This window comes from Tabrizicola sp., from assembly GCF_030694085.1.
Taxonomy (GTDB): Bacteria; Pseudomonadota; Alphaproteobacteria; order Rhodobacterales; family Rhodobacteraceae; genus Tabrizicola.
The window spans coordinates 121,946-136,298 of sequence record NZ_JAUXZE010000093.1 but is presented as its reverse complement, the minus strand read 5'-3'; the positions used below and the strand labels follow the sequence as shown (position 1 = coordinate 136,298).

General features: G+C 65.4%; 14 protein-coding genes. 4 read left to right on the top strand and 10 right to left on the bottom strand.

The window, feature by feature from the left end; all coding sequences use genetic code 11:
* Positions 1-48: 48 nt before the first annotated feature.
* Positions 49-408 carry a hypothetical protein gene (locus tag Q8M85_RS21710; RefSeq protein WP_305548635.1) on the bottom strand — a complete coding sequence of 120 codons (360 nt, stop codon included), beginning with the start codon at positions 406-408 and terminating at the stop codon, positions 49-51.
* 136 nt (positions 409-544) lie between these two features.
* Here Q8M85_RS21710 and ppsA point away from each other — a divergent pair, with 136 nt between their 5' ends.
* Positions 545-2,959 carry a phosphoenolpyruvate synthase gene (gene ppsA, locus Q8M85_RS21705; protein WP_305548632.1) on the top strand — a complete coding sequence of 805 codons (2,415 nt, stop codon included), beginning with the start codon at positions 545-547 and terminating at the stop codon, positions 2,957-2,959.
* A gap of 134 nt (positions 2,960-3,093) precedes the next feature.
* Here ppsA and hemP read toward each other — a convergent pair whose 3' ends face one another.
* Positions 3,094-3,252, bottom strand: a complete 159-nt coding sequence (hemP, locus tag Q8M85_RS21700; protein WP_305548630.1) for a hemin uptake protein HemP — start codon at positions 3,250-3,252, stop codon at positions 3,094-3,096.
* A gap of 262 nt (positions 3,253-3,514) precedes the next feature.
* On the opposite strand from hemP, the gene Q8M85_RS21695 reads away from it, so the two are divergent.
* Both Q8M85_RS21695 and Q8M85_RS21690 read left to right on the top strand, forming a co-directional pair.
* Positions 3,515-4,540 carry a phosphotransferase gene (locus Q8M85_RS21695; RefSeq protein WP_305548628.1) on the top strand — a complete coding sequence of 342 codons (1,026 nt, stop codon included), beginning with the start codon at positions 3,515-3,517 and terminating at the stop codon, positions 4,538-4,540.
* The gene (locus Q8M85_RS21690) at positions 4,537-5,850 is read left to right on the top strand and encodes an aspartate aminotransferase family protein (RefSeq protein ID WP_305548625.1); all 1,314 of its coding nucleotides are present in this window, start codon (positions 4,537-4,539) and stop codon (positions 5,848-5,850) included. The genes Q8M85_RS21695 and Q8M85_RS21690 overlap by 4 nt, the downstream gene beginning before the upstream one ends.
* Here the strand turns inward: Q8M85_RS21690 and Q8M85_RS21685 are convergent.
* The 4 genes from Q8M85_RS21685 to pstB form a co-directional block, all read right to left on the bottom strand.
* Positions 5,847-6,269, bottom strand: a complete 423-nt coding sequence (locus tag Q8M85_RS21685) for a nuclear transport factor 2 family protein (protein WP_305548623.1) — start codon at positions 6,267-6,269, stop codon at positions 5,847-5,849. The two genes, Q8M85_RS21690 and Q8M85_RS21685, sit on opposite strands and share 4 nt — an antisense overlap.
* Positions 6,270-6,606: 337 nt before the next feature.
* A complete protein-coding gene (phoB, locus tag Q8M85_RS21680) occupies positions 6,607-7,299 on the bottom strand; it encodes a phosphate regulon transcriptional regulator PhoB (RefSeq protein ID WP_305548622.1) in 693 nt (230 codons plus the stop codon).
* Positions 7,300-7,301: 2 nt separating this feature from the next.
* Complete coding sequence (phoU, locus tag Q8M85_RS21675; protein ID WP_305548621.1) at positions 7,302-8,003, bottom strand: phosphate signaling complex protein PhoU; 702 nt, start codon at positions 8,001-8,003, stop codon at positions 7,302-7,304.
* A 10-nt stretch (positions 8,004-8,013) separates the two neighbouring features.
* A complete protein-coding gene (gene pstB, locus Q8M85_RS21670; RefSeq protein WP_305548619.1) occupies positions 8,014-8,811 on the bottom strand; it encodes a phosphate ABC transporter ATP-binding protein PstB in 798 nt (265 codons plus the stop codon).
* Positions 8,812-9,017: 206 nt separating this feature from the next.
* On the opposite strand from pstB, the gene Q8M85_RS21665 reads away from it, so the two are divergent.
* Positions 9,018-9,821 carry an alpha/beta hydrolase gene (locus Q8M85_RS21665; RefSeq protein WP_305548618.1) on the top strand — a complete coding sequence of 268 codons (804 nt, stop codon included), beginning with the start codon at positions 9,018-9,020 and terminating at the stop codon, positions 9,819-9,821.
* Positions 9,822-9,988: 167 nt separating this feature from the next.
* Here Q8M85_RS21665 and Q8M85_RS21660 read toward each other — a convergent pair whose 3' ends face one another.
* The 4 genes from Q8M85_RS21660 to Q8M85_RS21645 form a co-directional block, all read right to left on the bottom strand.
* Complete coding sequence (locus tag Q8M85_RS21660) at positions 9,989-10,852, bottom strand: ABC transporter permease (protein WP_305548617.1); 864 nt, start codon at positions 10,850-10,852, stop codon at positions 9,989-9,991.
* A gap of 12 nt (positions 10,853-10,864) precedes the next feature.
* On the bottom strand, positions 10,865-11,791 hold the full coding sequence (locus Q8M85_RS21655) for an ABC transporter permease (RefSeq protein WP_305548615.1): 927 nt from the start codon (positions 11,789-11,791) through the stop codon (positions 10,865-10,867).
* Between the two features lie 2 nt (positions 11,792-11,793).
* On the bottom strand, positions 11,794-12,873 hold the full coding sequence (locus Q8M85_RS21650) for an ABC transporter ATP-binding protein (RefSeq protein WP_305548612.1): 1,080 nt from the start codon (positions 12,871-12,873) through the stop codon (positions 11,794-11,796).
* A gap of 182 nt (positions 12,874-13,055) precedes the next feature.
* Positions 13,056-14,183 carry an extracellular solute-binding protein gene (locus Q8M85_RS21645; RefSeq protein ID WP_305548610.1) on the bottom strand — a complete coding sequence of 376 codons (1,128 nt, stop codon included), beginning with the start codon at positions 14,181-14,183 and terminating at the stop codon, positions 13,056-13,058.
* Positions 14,184-14,353 lie beyond the last annotated feature (170 nt).

Sequence of the window (14,353 nt, the reverse complement as noted above, 5' to 3'; positions counted from 1 at the left end):
TCCTCGTCGGTGCGCCCGCGAGGAGTGACGCAGTCATCGACGAGCCTTTCAGACCAGGGCCTTCTGCTCGGTCACGTGCAAAAGCGCCTCCAGCAGCGCCAGTTCCACCATGCGTCCGGTTCCCAGACCGATCACCTCGACCTCGTCGCTGCCCCGCGTTTCGCGCAAGCTGCAGCGCCAATGCCCGTCGGGCTCGGTTGCCTTGCCGGTCAGCTGGATCGTCCAGCCCGGCAGGCAAAGATCGATCATGTGCAGAAGCTGGCCGACCACATCCGCCTGGCCCGCCACCTCTGGCGTCTTGGGAAACACCCGCCGGATCAGGACCGCCGCCTCATCCAGCAGCGCGGGCGTCACGGCAGGCTCGCTCTTGATGCGGCCAATCAGGATCAGGATTTCGCTCTTGCTCATCTCGCCTCTCCCCAGGTTCGGTCTCCACCAGATAAATCCACAGCGCCGCCCCCGCCTTGATCCGCATCAAGACACCGGCCGCGGCAATGGTCCATGCTTCGCGCAGAAAGCGACGTCACCCGGCAGGAGGCCCGCAATGCCGAAAAGATCCCCCAATGTCCTGTGGTTCGAAGACCTTTCGCGCGGCGATGTCGCGCTGGTCGGCGGCAAGAACAGCTCGCTCGGCGAAATGGTCCGGCAACTTGGCCGCAAGGGCATCAAGGTCCCCGGCGGCTTTGCCACGACTGCGGACGCCTATCGTGCCTACCTCGCGGCGAACGCGCTGCCCAACCGGATCGCCGAGACGATCCAGCGCTGGCAGGACCACCGGATCACCCTGCACGAGGCCGGCTCCCAGATTCGCGCCATGATCCTTGATGGCAGCTGGCCACAGGACATCGAGGCCGACATCCTGCTGGCCTACCGCGAGCTGTCGCGCCGCGCCGGGACCACCGACCTTCCCGTCGCCGTCCGCTCCTCCGCCACGGCCGAGGATCTGCCCGATGCAAGCTTCGCGGGCCAGCAGGAAACCTACCTCAACGTCCGCGGTGAAAAGGCCCTGCTGGCCGCCTGCCGCCGCTGCTACGCCTCGCTTTTCACCGACCGGGCGATCACCTACCGCACGCTCAAGGGCTTCGAGCATGCCAAGGTCGCGCTCTCCATTGGCGTGCAGCGCATGGTCCGGTCGGACACCGGAGGCGCGGGCGTGATGTTCTCGATCGACACCGAAAGCGGCTTTGACAAGGTTGCGCTCATCACTGCCGCCTGGGGCCTTGGCGAAAACGTCGTGCAGGGGGCCGTGAACCCCGACGAATACGAGGTCTACAAGCCCTTCCTGACGAAGAAATCGCTCACTCCCATCGTCAAGAAGTCACTTGGCGCGAAAGAGATCAAGATGGTCTATGCCGGGGCCGAGGGCGGCATGACGAAGAACGTCCCCACCTCCAGGGCCGAACGCGCGGCTTTTGTGCTGTCGGATGCCGAAATCCTGTCCCTCGCCCGCATGGCGGTGACCATTGAACAGCACTACGGCCTGCCGATGGACATGGAATGGGCCCGCGATGGTGACACGGGCGAATTGTTCATCGTCCAGGCCCGCCCCGAAACCGTGCAATCGCGCGCCAACACCGGGCTGATCCGCTCCTACACCGTCAAGAAGGCCGGAAAGCCGTTGATCAAGGGCCTCTCCGTCGGCTCTGCCGTCGCGACCGGCAAGGTCTCGATCCTTGAATCGGCCAAGGACATCGACCAGTTCATCGAGGGTTCGATCCTCGTCACCTCGACCACCGACCCCGACTGGGTGCCGATCATGAAGCGGGCCTCGGCCATCGTCACCGACCACGGTGGTCGGACCAGCCACGCCGCCATCGTCAGCCGCGAGCTTGGCCTGCCCGCCATCGTGGGCACCGGCCACGCCACCCACGTCCTGCACGACGAACAAGAGGTCACCGTCAACTGTTCGGGCGGCGACGAGGGTGTGATCCACGAAGGGCTGGCCGATTTCACCACAGAAGACCTCCGCCTCGACGACCTGCCAAAGACGAAGACCAAGGTCATGCTCAACATGGCCAATCCCTCCGCCGCCTTCCGCTGGTGGCGCCTGCCGTCAGACGGCGTCGGCCTTGCCCGGATGGAATTCGTGATCAACAACGCGCTCAAGGTGCACCCGATGGCGCTTGTCCACTTCGACACTCTCAAGGACCAGGCGGCAAAGGCGAAGATCGCCGAGCTGACAAAAGCCTTCCCCGACAAGACCGAATATTTCATCGACGGCCTTGCCCGCGGCCTGTCGCAGATCGCCGCCGTCGCTTATCCGCACCCGGTCATCGTTCGGATGAGCGACTTCAAGACCAACGAATACGCCGACCTCCTCGGCGGCCGCGAGTTCGAGCCGCATGAGGAGAACCCGATGATCGGCTTCCGCGGCGCCTCGCGCTATTACTCGCCGCGCTACGAGGCCGGCTTTGCGCTGGAATGTCGCGCCATCCAGCGCCTGCGCCGCGACATGGGCTTCGACAACGTCGTGGTCATGATCCCCTTCTGCCGCAGCCCCGCCGAAGCCGACCGCGTCCTCGCCACAATGGCGAAACACGGCCTGAAGCGCGGCAAGGACGGCTTGCAGGTCTATGTCATGGGCGAAATTCCGGCGAACGTCATCCTCGCCAAGGATTTCGCCACCCGCTTCGACGGCTTCTCCATCGGCTCGAACGACCTGACCCAGCTCACCCTCGGCGTCGACCGCGATGCCGAGGACCTGGCCGCGCTTTTCGACGAATCCGACCCCGCCGTCCTCTGGATGATCGAGACGCTGATCGCGCGCGCCCACCAGGCCCGCGCCAAGGTCGGCCTCTGCGGGCAGGCCCCATCGAACGACCCGGCCTTTGCCAGGCTGCTGGTGAAGGCCGGGATCGACTCGATCTCCGTCACCCCCGACAGCTTCATCGCCGTCAAACACAACATCGCCGCCGCCGAAAGCCCGGGCCGGACCGCAAAACCCCGAAAGCGGTCATGACCGCGCTTTCCCGCCTGGACGTATCCGGCATGTGGTTTCAAACGATACGAAACCCATCGCGGCCTTGCGTGGACCGAAGTCGCCCATCGGAACCCCGCGCAGGATGGGCTATCCGCCCACCGCCCGAACCAGAATCACTTGGTCAGGATCAGCTTCCCCGCCCGGGTGATCCGCAGGGAATAGACCTGCCCGTCCAGCAGGATCCGCGCCAGGCTGCCCCCCTCGGTCAAGGCCCGCGCATCATGCACCGGCGTCGCATCCGTCGTCAGCCAAGTATCGACCAGGGCGTTCATCTTCCCACCTCCAGCCGTGCGATCAGAGCCTCCAGAGCCGCGCAAGGGAAAACCCCCGCCGTGCTGAACAGCAATTCCAGGATATCGCCCCGCAGGGCGTTACGTTCGGGCATGATGACCTCCAGATGATCGACGCACCGGGCGGACCCGAACCGGGCTGGCTTGGCTTCGCATATATCCTTACTAAAATACTCAACCATGTCAACGCATATTCCGCTGGCCCCTCGCGAGCCAGCCGCTATCCTGCCGCCCGGACCTGATCATGACCCAAGACCCTGCTGGCAGCCTCCTTTCCCTCCCGCCGCCACAAGTGCCCCTCCCGGCACTTGCGCAACTTGCCGCAACCCATTGGGGCGTCACCGGCACCCTGCACCCCCTCACGTCCGAGCGTGACCAGAACCTCCGCCTCGACACGCCGCAAGGCAGCTTCACCCTGAAGCTTGCCAACCCTGCCGAGTCCGCCGATCTGACCGGGTTCCAGACCGAAGCCCTCCTCCACACTGCCCGGCACGCCCCCGACCTACCCATCCCTCGCGTCGTCCCGGCCCATGACGGGCGCACCATCGTCCCCACGCCTGACGGGGCGCTCCGCCTTCTGACCTGGCTTCCCGGCTCGCCGCTTGCCCATCTGCCCCGGACGCCCGCCCTGGCGGCCTCCATCGGCGACGCCCTCGGCCGTCTTGACGCCACGCTCGCCAGTTTCCAGCACCCCGCCGCCGACCACCACCTCCTCTGGGACATCCGCAACACCTCTGACCTCGCCCCCCTCACCGCCGCCCTTCCAGACGATCTGAAGCCGCGCATCACGGCCTTTCTCACCCGGTTCGCCACCCGGACCGCCCCGGTCCTGGCCCAACTTCCACGCCAGGTTGTCCACGGTGACTTCAACCCCCACAACCTGCTCGCCGACCCCACTTTGCCCTCAGATCTTGCCGGGATTCTGGACTTCGGAGACATGACACTCTCGCACCGCGTCTGTGACCTCGCCGTCGCCGCGTCCTACCTGATCGACCCGTCGGACCCCTCGGCCCTTCTGGCCCCCCTCACACGCGCCTATCACCAGGCCAACCCCCTGACGGACACCGAACTCCGCCTCCTGCCCGACCTCATCACCGCCCGCCTGGCGACGACGCTTACGATCTCGGCCTGGCGGGCCGCCCGCTACCCGGAGAATGCGCCCTATATCCTGCGCAATGCTCCCACCTCGCGCGCGGGCCTGGACGCCCTTGGCGACCCGGACGCCCTCGCCGACCACCTTCTCCACGCCTGCGAAAGCCCCCCGCAATGACCCGCCAAACCACCATGCTGAACGCCTACACCCCCGGCGCCGGGCACCTTTCACCAGAAGACGAGGTCTTGGCCGAACGCCGCGCCAAGGCCCTCGGCCCCGCCTACCGGCTGTTCTACGAAACCCCCGTCCACCTCGTCCGCGGCCAGGGCGTCCACCTCTACGATCCCCAGGGCAACGCCTATCTCGACTGCTACAACAATGTCGCCTCGGTCGGCCACTGCCACCCCCGCGTCGTTGACGCGATGACCCGGCAGGCCGCCACGCTCGCCACCCACACCCGCTATCTGCACGACGGCATCCTCGCCTATGCCGAGCGCCTCCTCGCCCACTTCCCGCCCGACCTCAGCCACGTGATGTTCACCTGCACCGGGTCCGAGGCGAACGACCTCGCTCTGCGCATCGCCCGCGCGGCCACGGGGGGGACAGGCGTCATCGTCACCGACAACGCCTACCACGGCGTCACGCTTGCCACCGCCGAGATGTCGATGTCGATCGGCCCCTCCGTCGCTCCGGGACCGACAGTCTTCCCGGTCCCCGCCCCGTCAGCGCAGACCTACCCGCAGGGCATCGCCGACGGCTTCGCCGCCGCCGTCACCGCCGCCTGCGACCGGATGGAGGCGCAAGGGATCAGGCCCGCCCTTCTGATCGTAGATACCATCTTCTCCTCGGACGGTGTCTACCCTGATCCGAAGGGCTTCCTCGCCCCCGCAGCTGCCGCGATCCGCGCTCGCGGCGGCCTGTTCCTCGCCGACGAAGTCCAGCCCGGATTCGGCCGCACCGGAGCGCAGTTCTGGGGCTTCCAGCGCCACGGCGTCATCCCGGACATGGTGTCGATGGGCAAGCCGATGGGCAACGGCTACCCGCTCGCCGGGTTGGTCCTGCAGCCGCAGACCATTGCCGAGTTCGGCGCAAGGGCGCGCTACTTCAACACCTTCGGCGGCAACGCCGTCGCCGCCGCCGTGGGTCTCGCCGTCCTGGATGTGATCCAGGACGAGGGCCTGCAACATAACGCCGCCACCGTCGGACAGGCCTTCGCGCAAGGTCTCAGGTCCCTCGCGCAACGCCATGAAACCCTTGGTGAAACGCGCGCCGCCGGCCTTTTCGTCGGCCAGACCATCCTCACCGACGGTCAGCCCGACCCCACCCGCACCGCGCGCCTCGTGAACGCCCTTCGGGACAACCGCATCCTGATCAGTTCGACCGGGCCGAAAGGCGACAGCCTGAAGATCCGCCCGCCGCTTCCCTTCAGCCTTGGGGATGTCGATCAGGTCCTGACCACCCTCGACCGCCTCCTGCCGACCCTCTAGGCCCCAGCCGACGTTTGGGCCCCTGCCGGCAGCCCCTGCCCGGCATGGACGTGATAGGCCTTGGTCACGATCTGCCAACGCCCCATCGCATCGGGCCGGTCCTTCACCATCACCAGGTAATCGGTGAAATCCGTGCCGAAACAGGTGTCGGTCAGCTTCGCAACCGCCACCGTCCCGGTCACTTCGATCGACAGCAGCTCGGCGATGATCGGGGAGCCCTCGGCCTCCGTCTCCGCACTCTTCAACCAGGCAATGAACTCCTCCAGCGGGAAGAATTCATAGGTCTCGCCGAAATGCCCGACCTGCAGGGCACCGGGATGAAACGCCCGCCGCAGCTTCGCCTCATCACCCCAGCACATCCCCTCCAGGTAGTCCACGACCACCGCCCGCACCGCGTCATGCTCTGCACCCCAGGCCATCCATCCCTCCGCCGTCACCCCGGCCCAAGACTGCGCCGAAACCCGCCAAACGCAAAGCCTTTCATCTTTGCCCAAATATCCCCGCCGGAGGCGCCCTTTGCCCGCCCCACAGCCTGAGATACTGCTGATACCGTCCGGGACGCTCGAGGGGCAGCGCCCCTCGTCAGCCGAGGAGGAGGGCGCAAGCCCCGACGACAAGACGGGGGACTTCGCGCGGCAGCGTTCCGAATGAAAGCCGACCCGGCCCGCGCAGCAGTCAATAGTTGACGGAAGCTTAACGTCCGCAATCAATATATTGATTTCAAAACGAAATCCAGATTTGTCCACCGTGGACAGATCACCCCAGGGCGTAGCCCGCGCCGCGCACCGTGCGCACCGGGTCGGCCCCACCATGCTGCATCAGGCTCTTGCGCAGCCGTCCCACATGCACGTCCACCGTCCGGGTATCGACATAGATGTCCCGACCCCAGACCAGGTCCAGAAGTTGCTCGCGACTGAACACCCGCCCCGGCCGCTCCATCAGCGTGACCAGAAGCTTGAATTCGGTCGGCCCCAGCTTCAGCACCTTCTCGCTCCGGTAGACCCGGTGGCTTTCGGGGTCCAGCCGGATATCCTCGTGCTCCAGCACCACCCCGGCAGTCGAGGGCCTGACGCGCCGCAGCTGCGCCCGGGCCCGCGCCATCAGTTCCAGCACCGAATAGGGCTTCACCACATAATCGTCCGCGCCTGTCTCCAGCCCGCGGATCCGGTCCACTTCCTCAGCCCGGGCCGAGAGCATGATGATCGGAATCCCCCGCGTCTCCGGCCGCATCTTCAGCCGGCGGCAGACCTCGATTCCGCTGACCTTCGGCATCATCCAATCCAGGATGATGATGTCCGGCTCTTCCTCGTCGACCAGGACCATTGCGTCCTCGCCGTTGTCGGCCTGGGTCACCGCAAAGCCCTCGGCTTCCAGGTTGTAGGCCAGCACCGTCCGCTGCGCCGGTTCATCCTCGACCAACAGGACCCGTGGCTGTCCGCCCTTTCCCATCGTCAGGCCCCCACCCCGGTGCTGTCGACCTTCGGCCGCTCATCCTCGGGCAGCGCGCCGGTCACGAGGTAGATCACCTGCTCGGCCACCGAGGTCGCATGGTCCCCGACACGTTCGATGTTCTTGGCGATGAAATGCAGGTGCATGCAAGGCCCGATGGTGCGCGGGTCCTCCATCATGTGGGTCAGGAACTCGCGGAAGATCGAGTTGTACATCTGGTCGATGTCGCGGTCGCGGGCGCGCACGTCCTCGGCCAGCTTCAGGTCGCGGCGGATATAAGCGTCCAACGCGTCGGTCAGCATCTGCACCACGGCCTTCGCCAGCCGCCGGATCGAGCCCGAGGCCCCCGGCACGGTCGTCATCTGCGACAAGGCGGCGGTTCGCTTGGCCAGGTTCTTGGCGTAATCCCCCGCCCGTTCCAGGGCCGCCGCGATCTTCATCACGGTCAGCACGGTCCGCAGGTCGCCAGCAGTCGGGCCACGCAGCGCCAGAAGCAGGGCGCAGCGGGTGTTGATCTCGTCCTCCAGCGCGTCGATGGCGGCGTCGCCGGCCCTGACCCGGGCGGCCATGTCCTCGTCGCGGGTGTCCAGTGCCTCGGCAGCATCCAAGAGCGCGGCCTCGACCAGCCCGCCCATGCGCATGACCAGCGCCTGAGCCGCTTCTAGATCGCGGTCGAAGGCCGTGAGGATATGTGCGGTGTTCATCGCCTGCTCCTTATCCGATCCGGCCGGTGATGTAGGCCTCGGTGCGGGGGTCCTTCGGGTTGGTGAAGATCTCGGTCGTGTCGGCGTATTCAACCAGGTTTCCCAGATGGAAGAACGCCGTCTTCTGGCTGACGCGCGCGGCCTGCTGCATCGAGTGGGTCACGATCACCACCGAGAACTGGTTGCGCAACTCGCTGATCAGCTCCTCGACCTGGGCCGTCGCGATCGGGTCCAGCGCCGAGCAGGGTTCGTCCATCAGCAGAACCTCCGGCCCGGTCGCTACGGCGCGCGCGATGCAAAGGCGCTGCTGCTGGCCGCCGGAAAGCCCGGTGCCGGCGGCGTCGAGACGATCCTTGACCTCGTTCCAGAGCGCGGCTTTCCGCAGCGAAGATTCGACGATCTCGTCCAGCTCGGCCTTGTTGCGGGTCAGGCCGTGGATCTTTGGCCCGTAGGCGACGTTGTCGTAGATCGACTTCGGGAAGGGGTTCGGCTTCTGGAACACCATGCCCACCTTGGCCCGCAGCTGCACCGGGTCGACGCGTGGGTCGTAGATATCCTCGCCGTCCAGCAGGATCGTGCCCGTCACGCGCGCCGAGGCGACAGTGTCGTTCATCCTGTTCAGGCAGCGCAGGAAGGTCGACTTGCCGCAGCCCGACGGGCCGATGAAGGCCGTCACCGCGCGGTCCTGGATATCGACCGACACATCCTTCAGTGCATGGTTCTGCCCGTAGTGGACCTGCACGTCCGAGGCGCTGATCTTCATGGTCGTGGACCTGATGTCCCTGACCGTTCCGCGCATGTCGTCCATCGCTCGCTCCATCACCGCCGCTACCTGCCGCCCACACTGCCGCTCTAGGACGGCATGATGAAGCCTATGCGACGGAAATGTAACAGTCCAATGACAGACAGCAACGGATGCCGGGATACGCTGCATTAGGCGCATGTGGTCTGCGCTGGCTCTTGCGGTGGCTCGAGGCCCGGCGCAGTCTGCCGGCACGCAGACTGGAGCCCGACGTGACCGACCGACCGCCCTATGGCTGGCCCGACCCGGACCGCGACTACGCGAACGGAGCCTTCATCGCGGGGGCCGCCGACTATCCGCCCCGCTGGACCGAGGCGGCGGCAGGTTTTCGGCGTGCGTTGGGCAAGCAGGCCGAGCTTGACCTTGCCTATGGCCCCTCGCCGCGCGAAAAGCTGGACCTCTTCCTGCCCGAGAGCACGCCCAAGGGGGTGGTGGTCTTTGTTCACGGTGGCTACTGGCACCTGTTTTCGAAGGCGCACTGGTCGCATCTGGCGGCGGGTCCCCTGGCGCGGGGCTATGCGGTGGCGATGCCAAGCTACACCCTGGCTCCCGCAGCCCGGATTGCCGAGATGACGGCCGAGATTGCGCGAGCCTGCTGGTTCGTCGGCACCCGCGTCGCGGGACCGATGGTGGTGACGGGACATTCCGCCGGGGGGCATCTGTCGGCCCGGATGGGCTGCGACGACATGCCGGTGCCGGTGACGCGGGTCGTGCCGATCTCTCCCCTGGCCGAGCTGGGGCCGCTGATCGCGACCGAAATGAACCGGACCCTGAAGATCGATGCGGCGGAGGCCGCGGCAGAAAGCCCGGCGCGGCACCGCTTGCGCGACGGGGTCAGCGCCCGCGTCTGGGTTGGAACCGAGGAGCGGCCGGCCTTTCTGATGCAGGCGCGACTTCTGTCCGAGGAATGGGGCTGCCCCTGGACTGCCGATCCGGGACACCACCATTTCAGCGTGATCGACGGGCTGCAGGACCCGACGTCTTCGCTGTGCGCCGCACTTCTGGAGGGGCTCTAGGCGGCTCTGTCCACGGTGGACAAAACCGGATATTCCTTTTTAATCAGAATCTTGCCTGTGAACGTTCAGGATTTCTTAACCCCTCCCAGCCCTGGCTCGTCGTGCGACTTCGTCTTCTCCTCGCAGAACCCCAGCGAGGAGTGACGAAGTCATCGACGAGCGGGAAGTCAGAGCAGCAGCGCCTCTTCGGCGCGACGCGCCTCGGCCTCGCGCTCGGCCTCGATCCGGGCGCGGCGGCGGCGGTTGATCTCGTAGACCAGGGCCATTACCAGGGTCACGCAGATCAAGAGGAACGCCAGTGCGTTGATCGTCGGCGTGATACCGGAGCGGACCTGGCTGAAGACATAGACGGTCAGCGTATCGGCGCCGCCCCGGGTGAACTGCGTGACGTTGAAGTTTTCGATAGACTGGAAGAAGGCCACCGCCGCCCCGGCCCCGATGGCCGGGTAAAGATGCGGTAGCAGAATCCGGCGCATGACCTGGGTATGTGACGCCCCAAGATCCAGCGCCGCTTCTTCCAGACCGGCATCAAAGCTTTGCAACCGCGCCAGAACCAGAAGCATCACCATCGCCGCAATATAGCTAACCTGGCCCAGGACGGACAGATGCAGCCCCGGGTTGAACAGGAAGAACTCGGTATCCAGCGCATTGCCCATCTTGGTCCAGAGGATCATCGTCGAAATGCCGATCACCACGCCGGGGATCAGGATGGTCGAGATCATCAGCCCGTAAAGCACGGTCCGCACCTTGCCCGAGACCGAGTTGATCAGGATCGCCGAGGCCGTGCCCACGATCACCGCCAGGATCGCCACCGCGACCGCAACCCAAAGCGTGTTCACGAAGGCCAGCATCATGCGCTGGTCCTGCACCATCGCGGAAAACCACATCGTCGTGAACCCGCGCCAGGGCACGATCGACGGCAGCTTCGAATCGTTGAAGGCCGCGCCGGACATCACCACCAGCGGCGCCAAAAGGAATACCAGGAACAGCACCATGTAGAGATGGGCAAGGTTCTGACGGAAACGATGCATGGTCGGCCTCCCCTACTTCGCGATGTCGGACAGCTTCACCCGGAAGACCCACATCGCCAGGCTGACGAAAAGGGTGCAGAGGAGAAGCAGCAGGAAGGCATAGGCCGAGGCCGTGTTCCAGTCGAGCGCGTCGTTGAACCACTGGTTGATCGTCTGGGTGAACCATTGCGAGGTGGTGGACCCCAGGATCGACGGCACCAGAAGCGAGCCGGCGGAAAGCATGAAGACCATCACCGACCCCGAAGCGATGCCGGGCTTCGAATGGGGCAGCACGATGCGCCAGTGGATCTTCCACCAGGGCGCACCCAGGTCCTCGGCCGCCTCGATCTGGTTGGTGTCCAGCGACTGGATCGCGTTGTAGATCGGGAAAAGCATGAAAAGGACATAGGTGTAGACCAGCCCGATCACGACGCCGGTGTAGCCCATGTTGGTCCAGCGGATCGGGTCCTCGATCAAACCCAGGTTCAGCAAAAGCCAGTTCAGCGGACCGCGGAACGCAAGGATGATCCACCAGGCGAAGGCGCGCAGCACCTCGGACACCCAGAGCGGGATGAACAAGAGCAGGATCAGCGTCGGCAGCGACCGGGGATTGACGATCTTGGCCATGTAATAGGCCAGCGGATAGGCCAGAAGGAAGCACATGACCGTCACGACCATCGAATACCAGATCGTCAGCCAGAAGGTCAGCACATGCACCGGGATCGTGAAGGTGAAGCCAAGGAAGCTGCGTTCGATGCTGCCATCGAAGACCTTGAGATAGTTGTTGAAGCTGTAGGTGTCCCTCGGGCCGCCGACCTCGGTCACCGGCAGGTAGGGTCGGAAGCTTTGCTCGAACAGCGTCATGTTCGGGATGATGACCAGCATCAAGAGCCAGAAGGCGACCATCAGCGCCATGATCAGGGTAAGGCCGGGGCCGTAGCGGCGGAGGAGGTCCTGCATCGTCAGCTCCGCACGTTCGCGTCGGGCAGGATCGCGGCCCGCGCGGGATCGAAGGACATGTAGGCTTTCGCACCCTTTTCCGGCATCGTGGCCGATCCGTCGTTGCGAAGTTCCGCGGAAAGCACCGCCCCGCTGTCGCTGACCGCGTGGACCGATATGAAGTTGCCCTCGAACGATATGTCGCTGATCGTGACGGGGACCGAGTTCTCGGCCGCCGCCGTGGCCGAGATCAATGTGTGTTCGGGGCGGACGTAAAGCTTGCCGTCGCGGCCAGCAAGGTCGCCCAGCCTGGCGCGGAACGTGCCTTGCGGGGTGGCGAAACTGGCCATGCCGTCGGCGACTTGCTGAACCTCGCCCTTGAAGATGTTGTTTTCGCCGACGAAACTGGCGACAAATCCGTTGACGGGGTTGTTGTAGATCTCGCGCGGGTCGGCGATCTGCTGGATGCGGCCCTGGGACATGACGCCCACCCGGTCCGACATCGCCAGCGCCTCGCCCTGGTCGTGGGTGATGTAGATGAAGGTGACCCCGGTGCGCTGCTGGATGGCGCGAAGCTCGGCGCGCATATGTTGGCGCAGCTTAAGGTCAAGCGCCGACAGGGGTTCGTCCAGCAGCATCACCTGCGGTTCCACCGCAAGCGCGCGGGCGATGGCGACGCGCTGCTTCTGCCCGCCGGAAAGCTGGCTGACCATCTTGTCGGCAGCGCCGTGCAGGTCGACCAGCTGCAACAGCTCTTCAGCACGTCTGCGGCGGGTGGCCTTGTCGACGCCGCGCACTTCCAGGCCGAATGTGATGTTCTCCCAGATCGGCATCAGCGGAAAGAGGGCGAGGTTCTGGAAGATCAGCGCGGTCGGGCGCTGGTTCGGGCGCTTGCCCCGCACATCCTCGCCCCCGATGCGGATCACGCCCTCGGTCGGCTCGATGAAGCCCGAGACCATGCGCAGGATCGTAGTCTTGCCGCAGCCCGAGGGCCCAAGGAACGAGAAGAACTCGCCCGGTTTTATCGACACGTTGGCGTTGTCGACGGCCCGGAAGGTGCCGAAGTCGCAGCAGACGTTTTCCAGATCAATTCCCGCGCTCATGGTCTGCGTGGTCCCCCTGAAGTGCATTATTTTCGTTGCAGGCTAGCAGGCAGCCCGGCCCCCGCAATGGGTATCGCCAGATTCTGCCCGACATTCGGTCCAGACCGACGCCGCGCTGCCCAAAAAAGTCACGCCGAGCCCTTTCGGACCCGGCGTGGGGATCGCCTGTCAGAGGCCCCGGATCAGGCCGCCTTGTACTTGTCGGCGTATTCCGACCGCTTGGCGATGAACTCGGCCGACTGTTCCGGCCACCACCACAACTTGCCCAGCGCCTCGTCGTTGAAGGTGCCGCCGTAGTAAGCCGCAACATCCGGGTCGATGAAGTCAGCCGAGCCCTTGCCGACCGCGTTCGACGAGAAGGCCGCCGCCCACATCGCCGAGCCTTCGGCGGTCGAGACGAACTTGGCAAACTCGTGTGCCTGGTCGACGTTGGCGGCGTTCTTCATCAGCACGAAGCCCTGGTGCCAGGCGAAGGCGCCTTCGGCGGGGGCCACGTACTTGTAGCCGTCATTGCGCAGGTTGTAGCCGGTCGAATCCCAGCACAGACCCACGGTCGCTCCGTTGGCGGTGAAGCCGGCGTTGGCCTCGTTCTCGCCCGACCACCACTGCACGACATTGCCCTTGGCCTTGATCGCCTCGGCCAGCGCGATGTCCCACAGCTCGACCATCGCCCCCATGTCGCTGTAGCCGTCCATCCACGGACGCGGCAGCTTGCCGGTCGCATCCAGCCAGCGGCCCATTGCGGCCAGGGTCGAGTGCGGACGCAGCACGACCGAGTTGTCGGGGCTGAAGAGATCGCCCAGCGACGGCGGCGAGGACAGCTTGGCTTCCGCCTCGTTCACGACCAGTGCTTCGGTGCCCCAGTTCGAGGGCACGTACATCAGCGCGTCGCCGGCACGCGAACGCTCGCCAGCCGAGCCGTCGGCCAGACCGGGCAGGTAGTTGTCCATTGCCAGCTTTGCCGGGTCCCAGGCACCAAGCAGGCCGTTCGAGTTCCAGCCGCCCCAGCGGTCGATCGTCGGCTCCAGAACGTCGACGCCACCGGCTTCCAGTGCGACCTTGCCTTCGGCAAACATCGTGTCCTGGTCGGGGAGTTCCTTGAAGTTGACCTTGATCCCGGTCGCGGCTTCGAAAGCCGGGAACACCTTTTCGGCCAGTGCCGGATAGCCGGCCCAGCCGATGAAATTGACTTCGCCCGACGAGGCAAGCGCCTTGGACGAGATGATTGCCGGTGCGGCAAGGATGCCAGCGCCCGCGGCGGAACCTTGCAGGAACCGGCGGCGGCTGAAGGCGGAGGTGGAGTGTTTCACGGTTAGTCTCCCTGAGTTGATGGCAGAGGCGCGGGCTGTCCCCGAGTTTTCTGGTTCTTGCGGACGCGCGCTGCCAGCCTGAGTGCAGCCTGAATGTAACAGGACCTTGTCAGACCGGAAGGAACGCCCCCTGCGGGCAAACCTTACTCCTTCAGCCGGTGGGCCTGTCA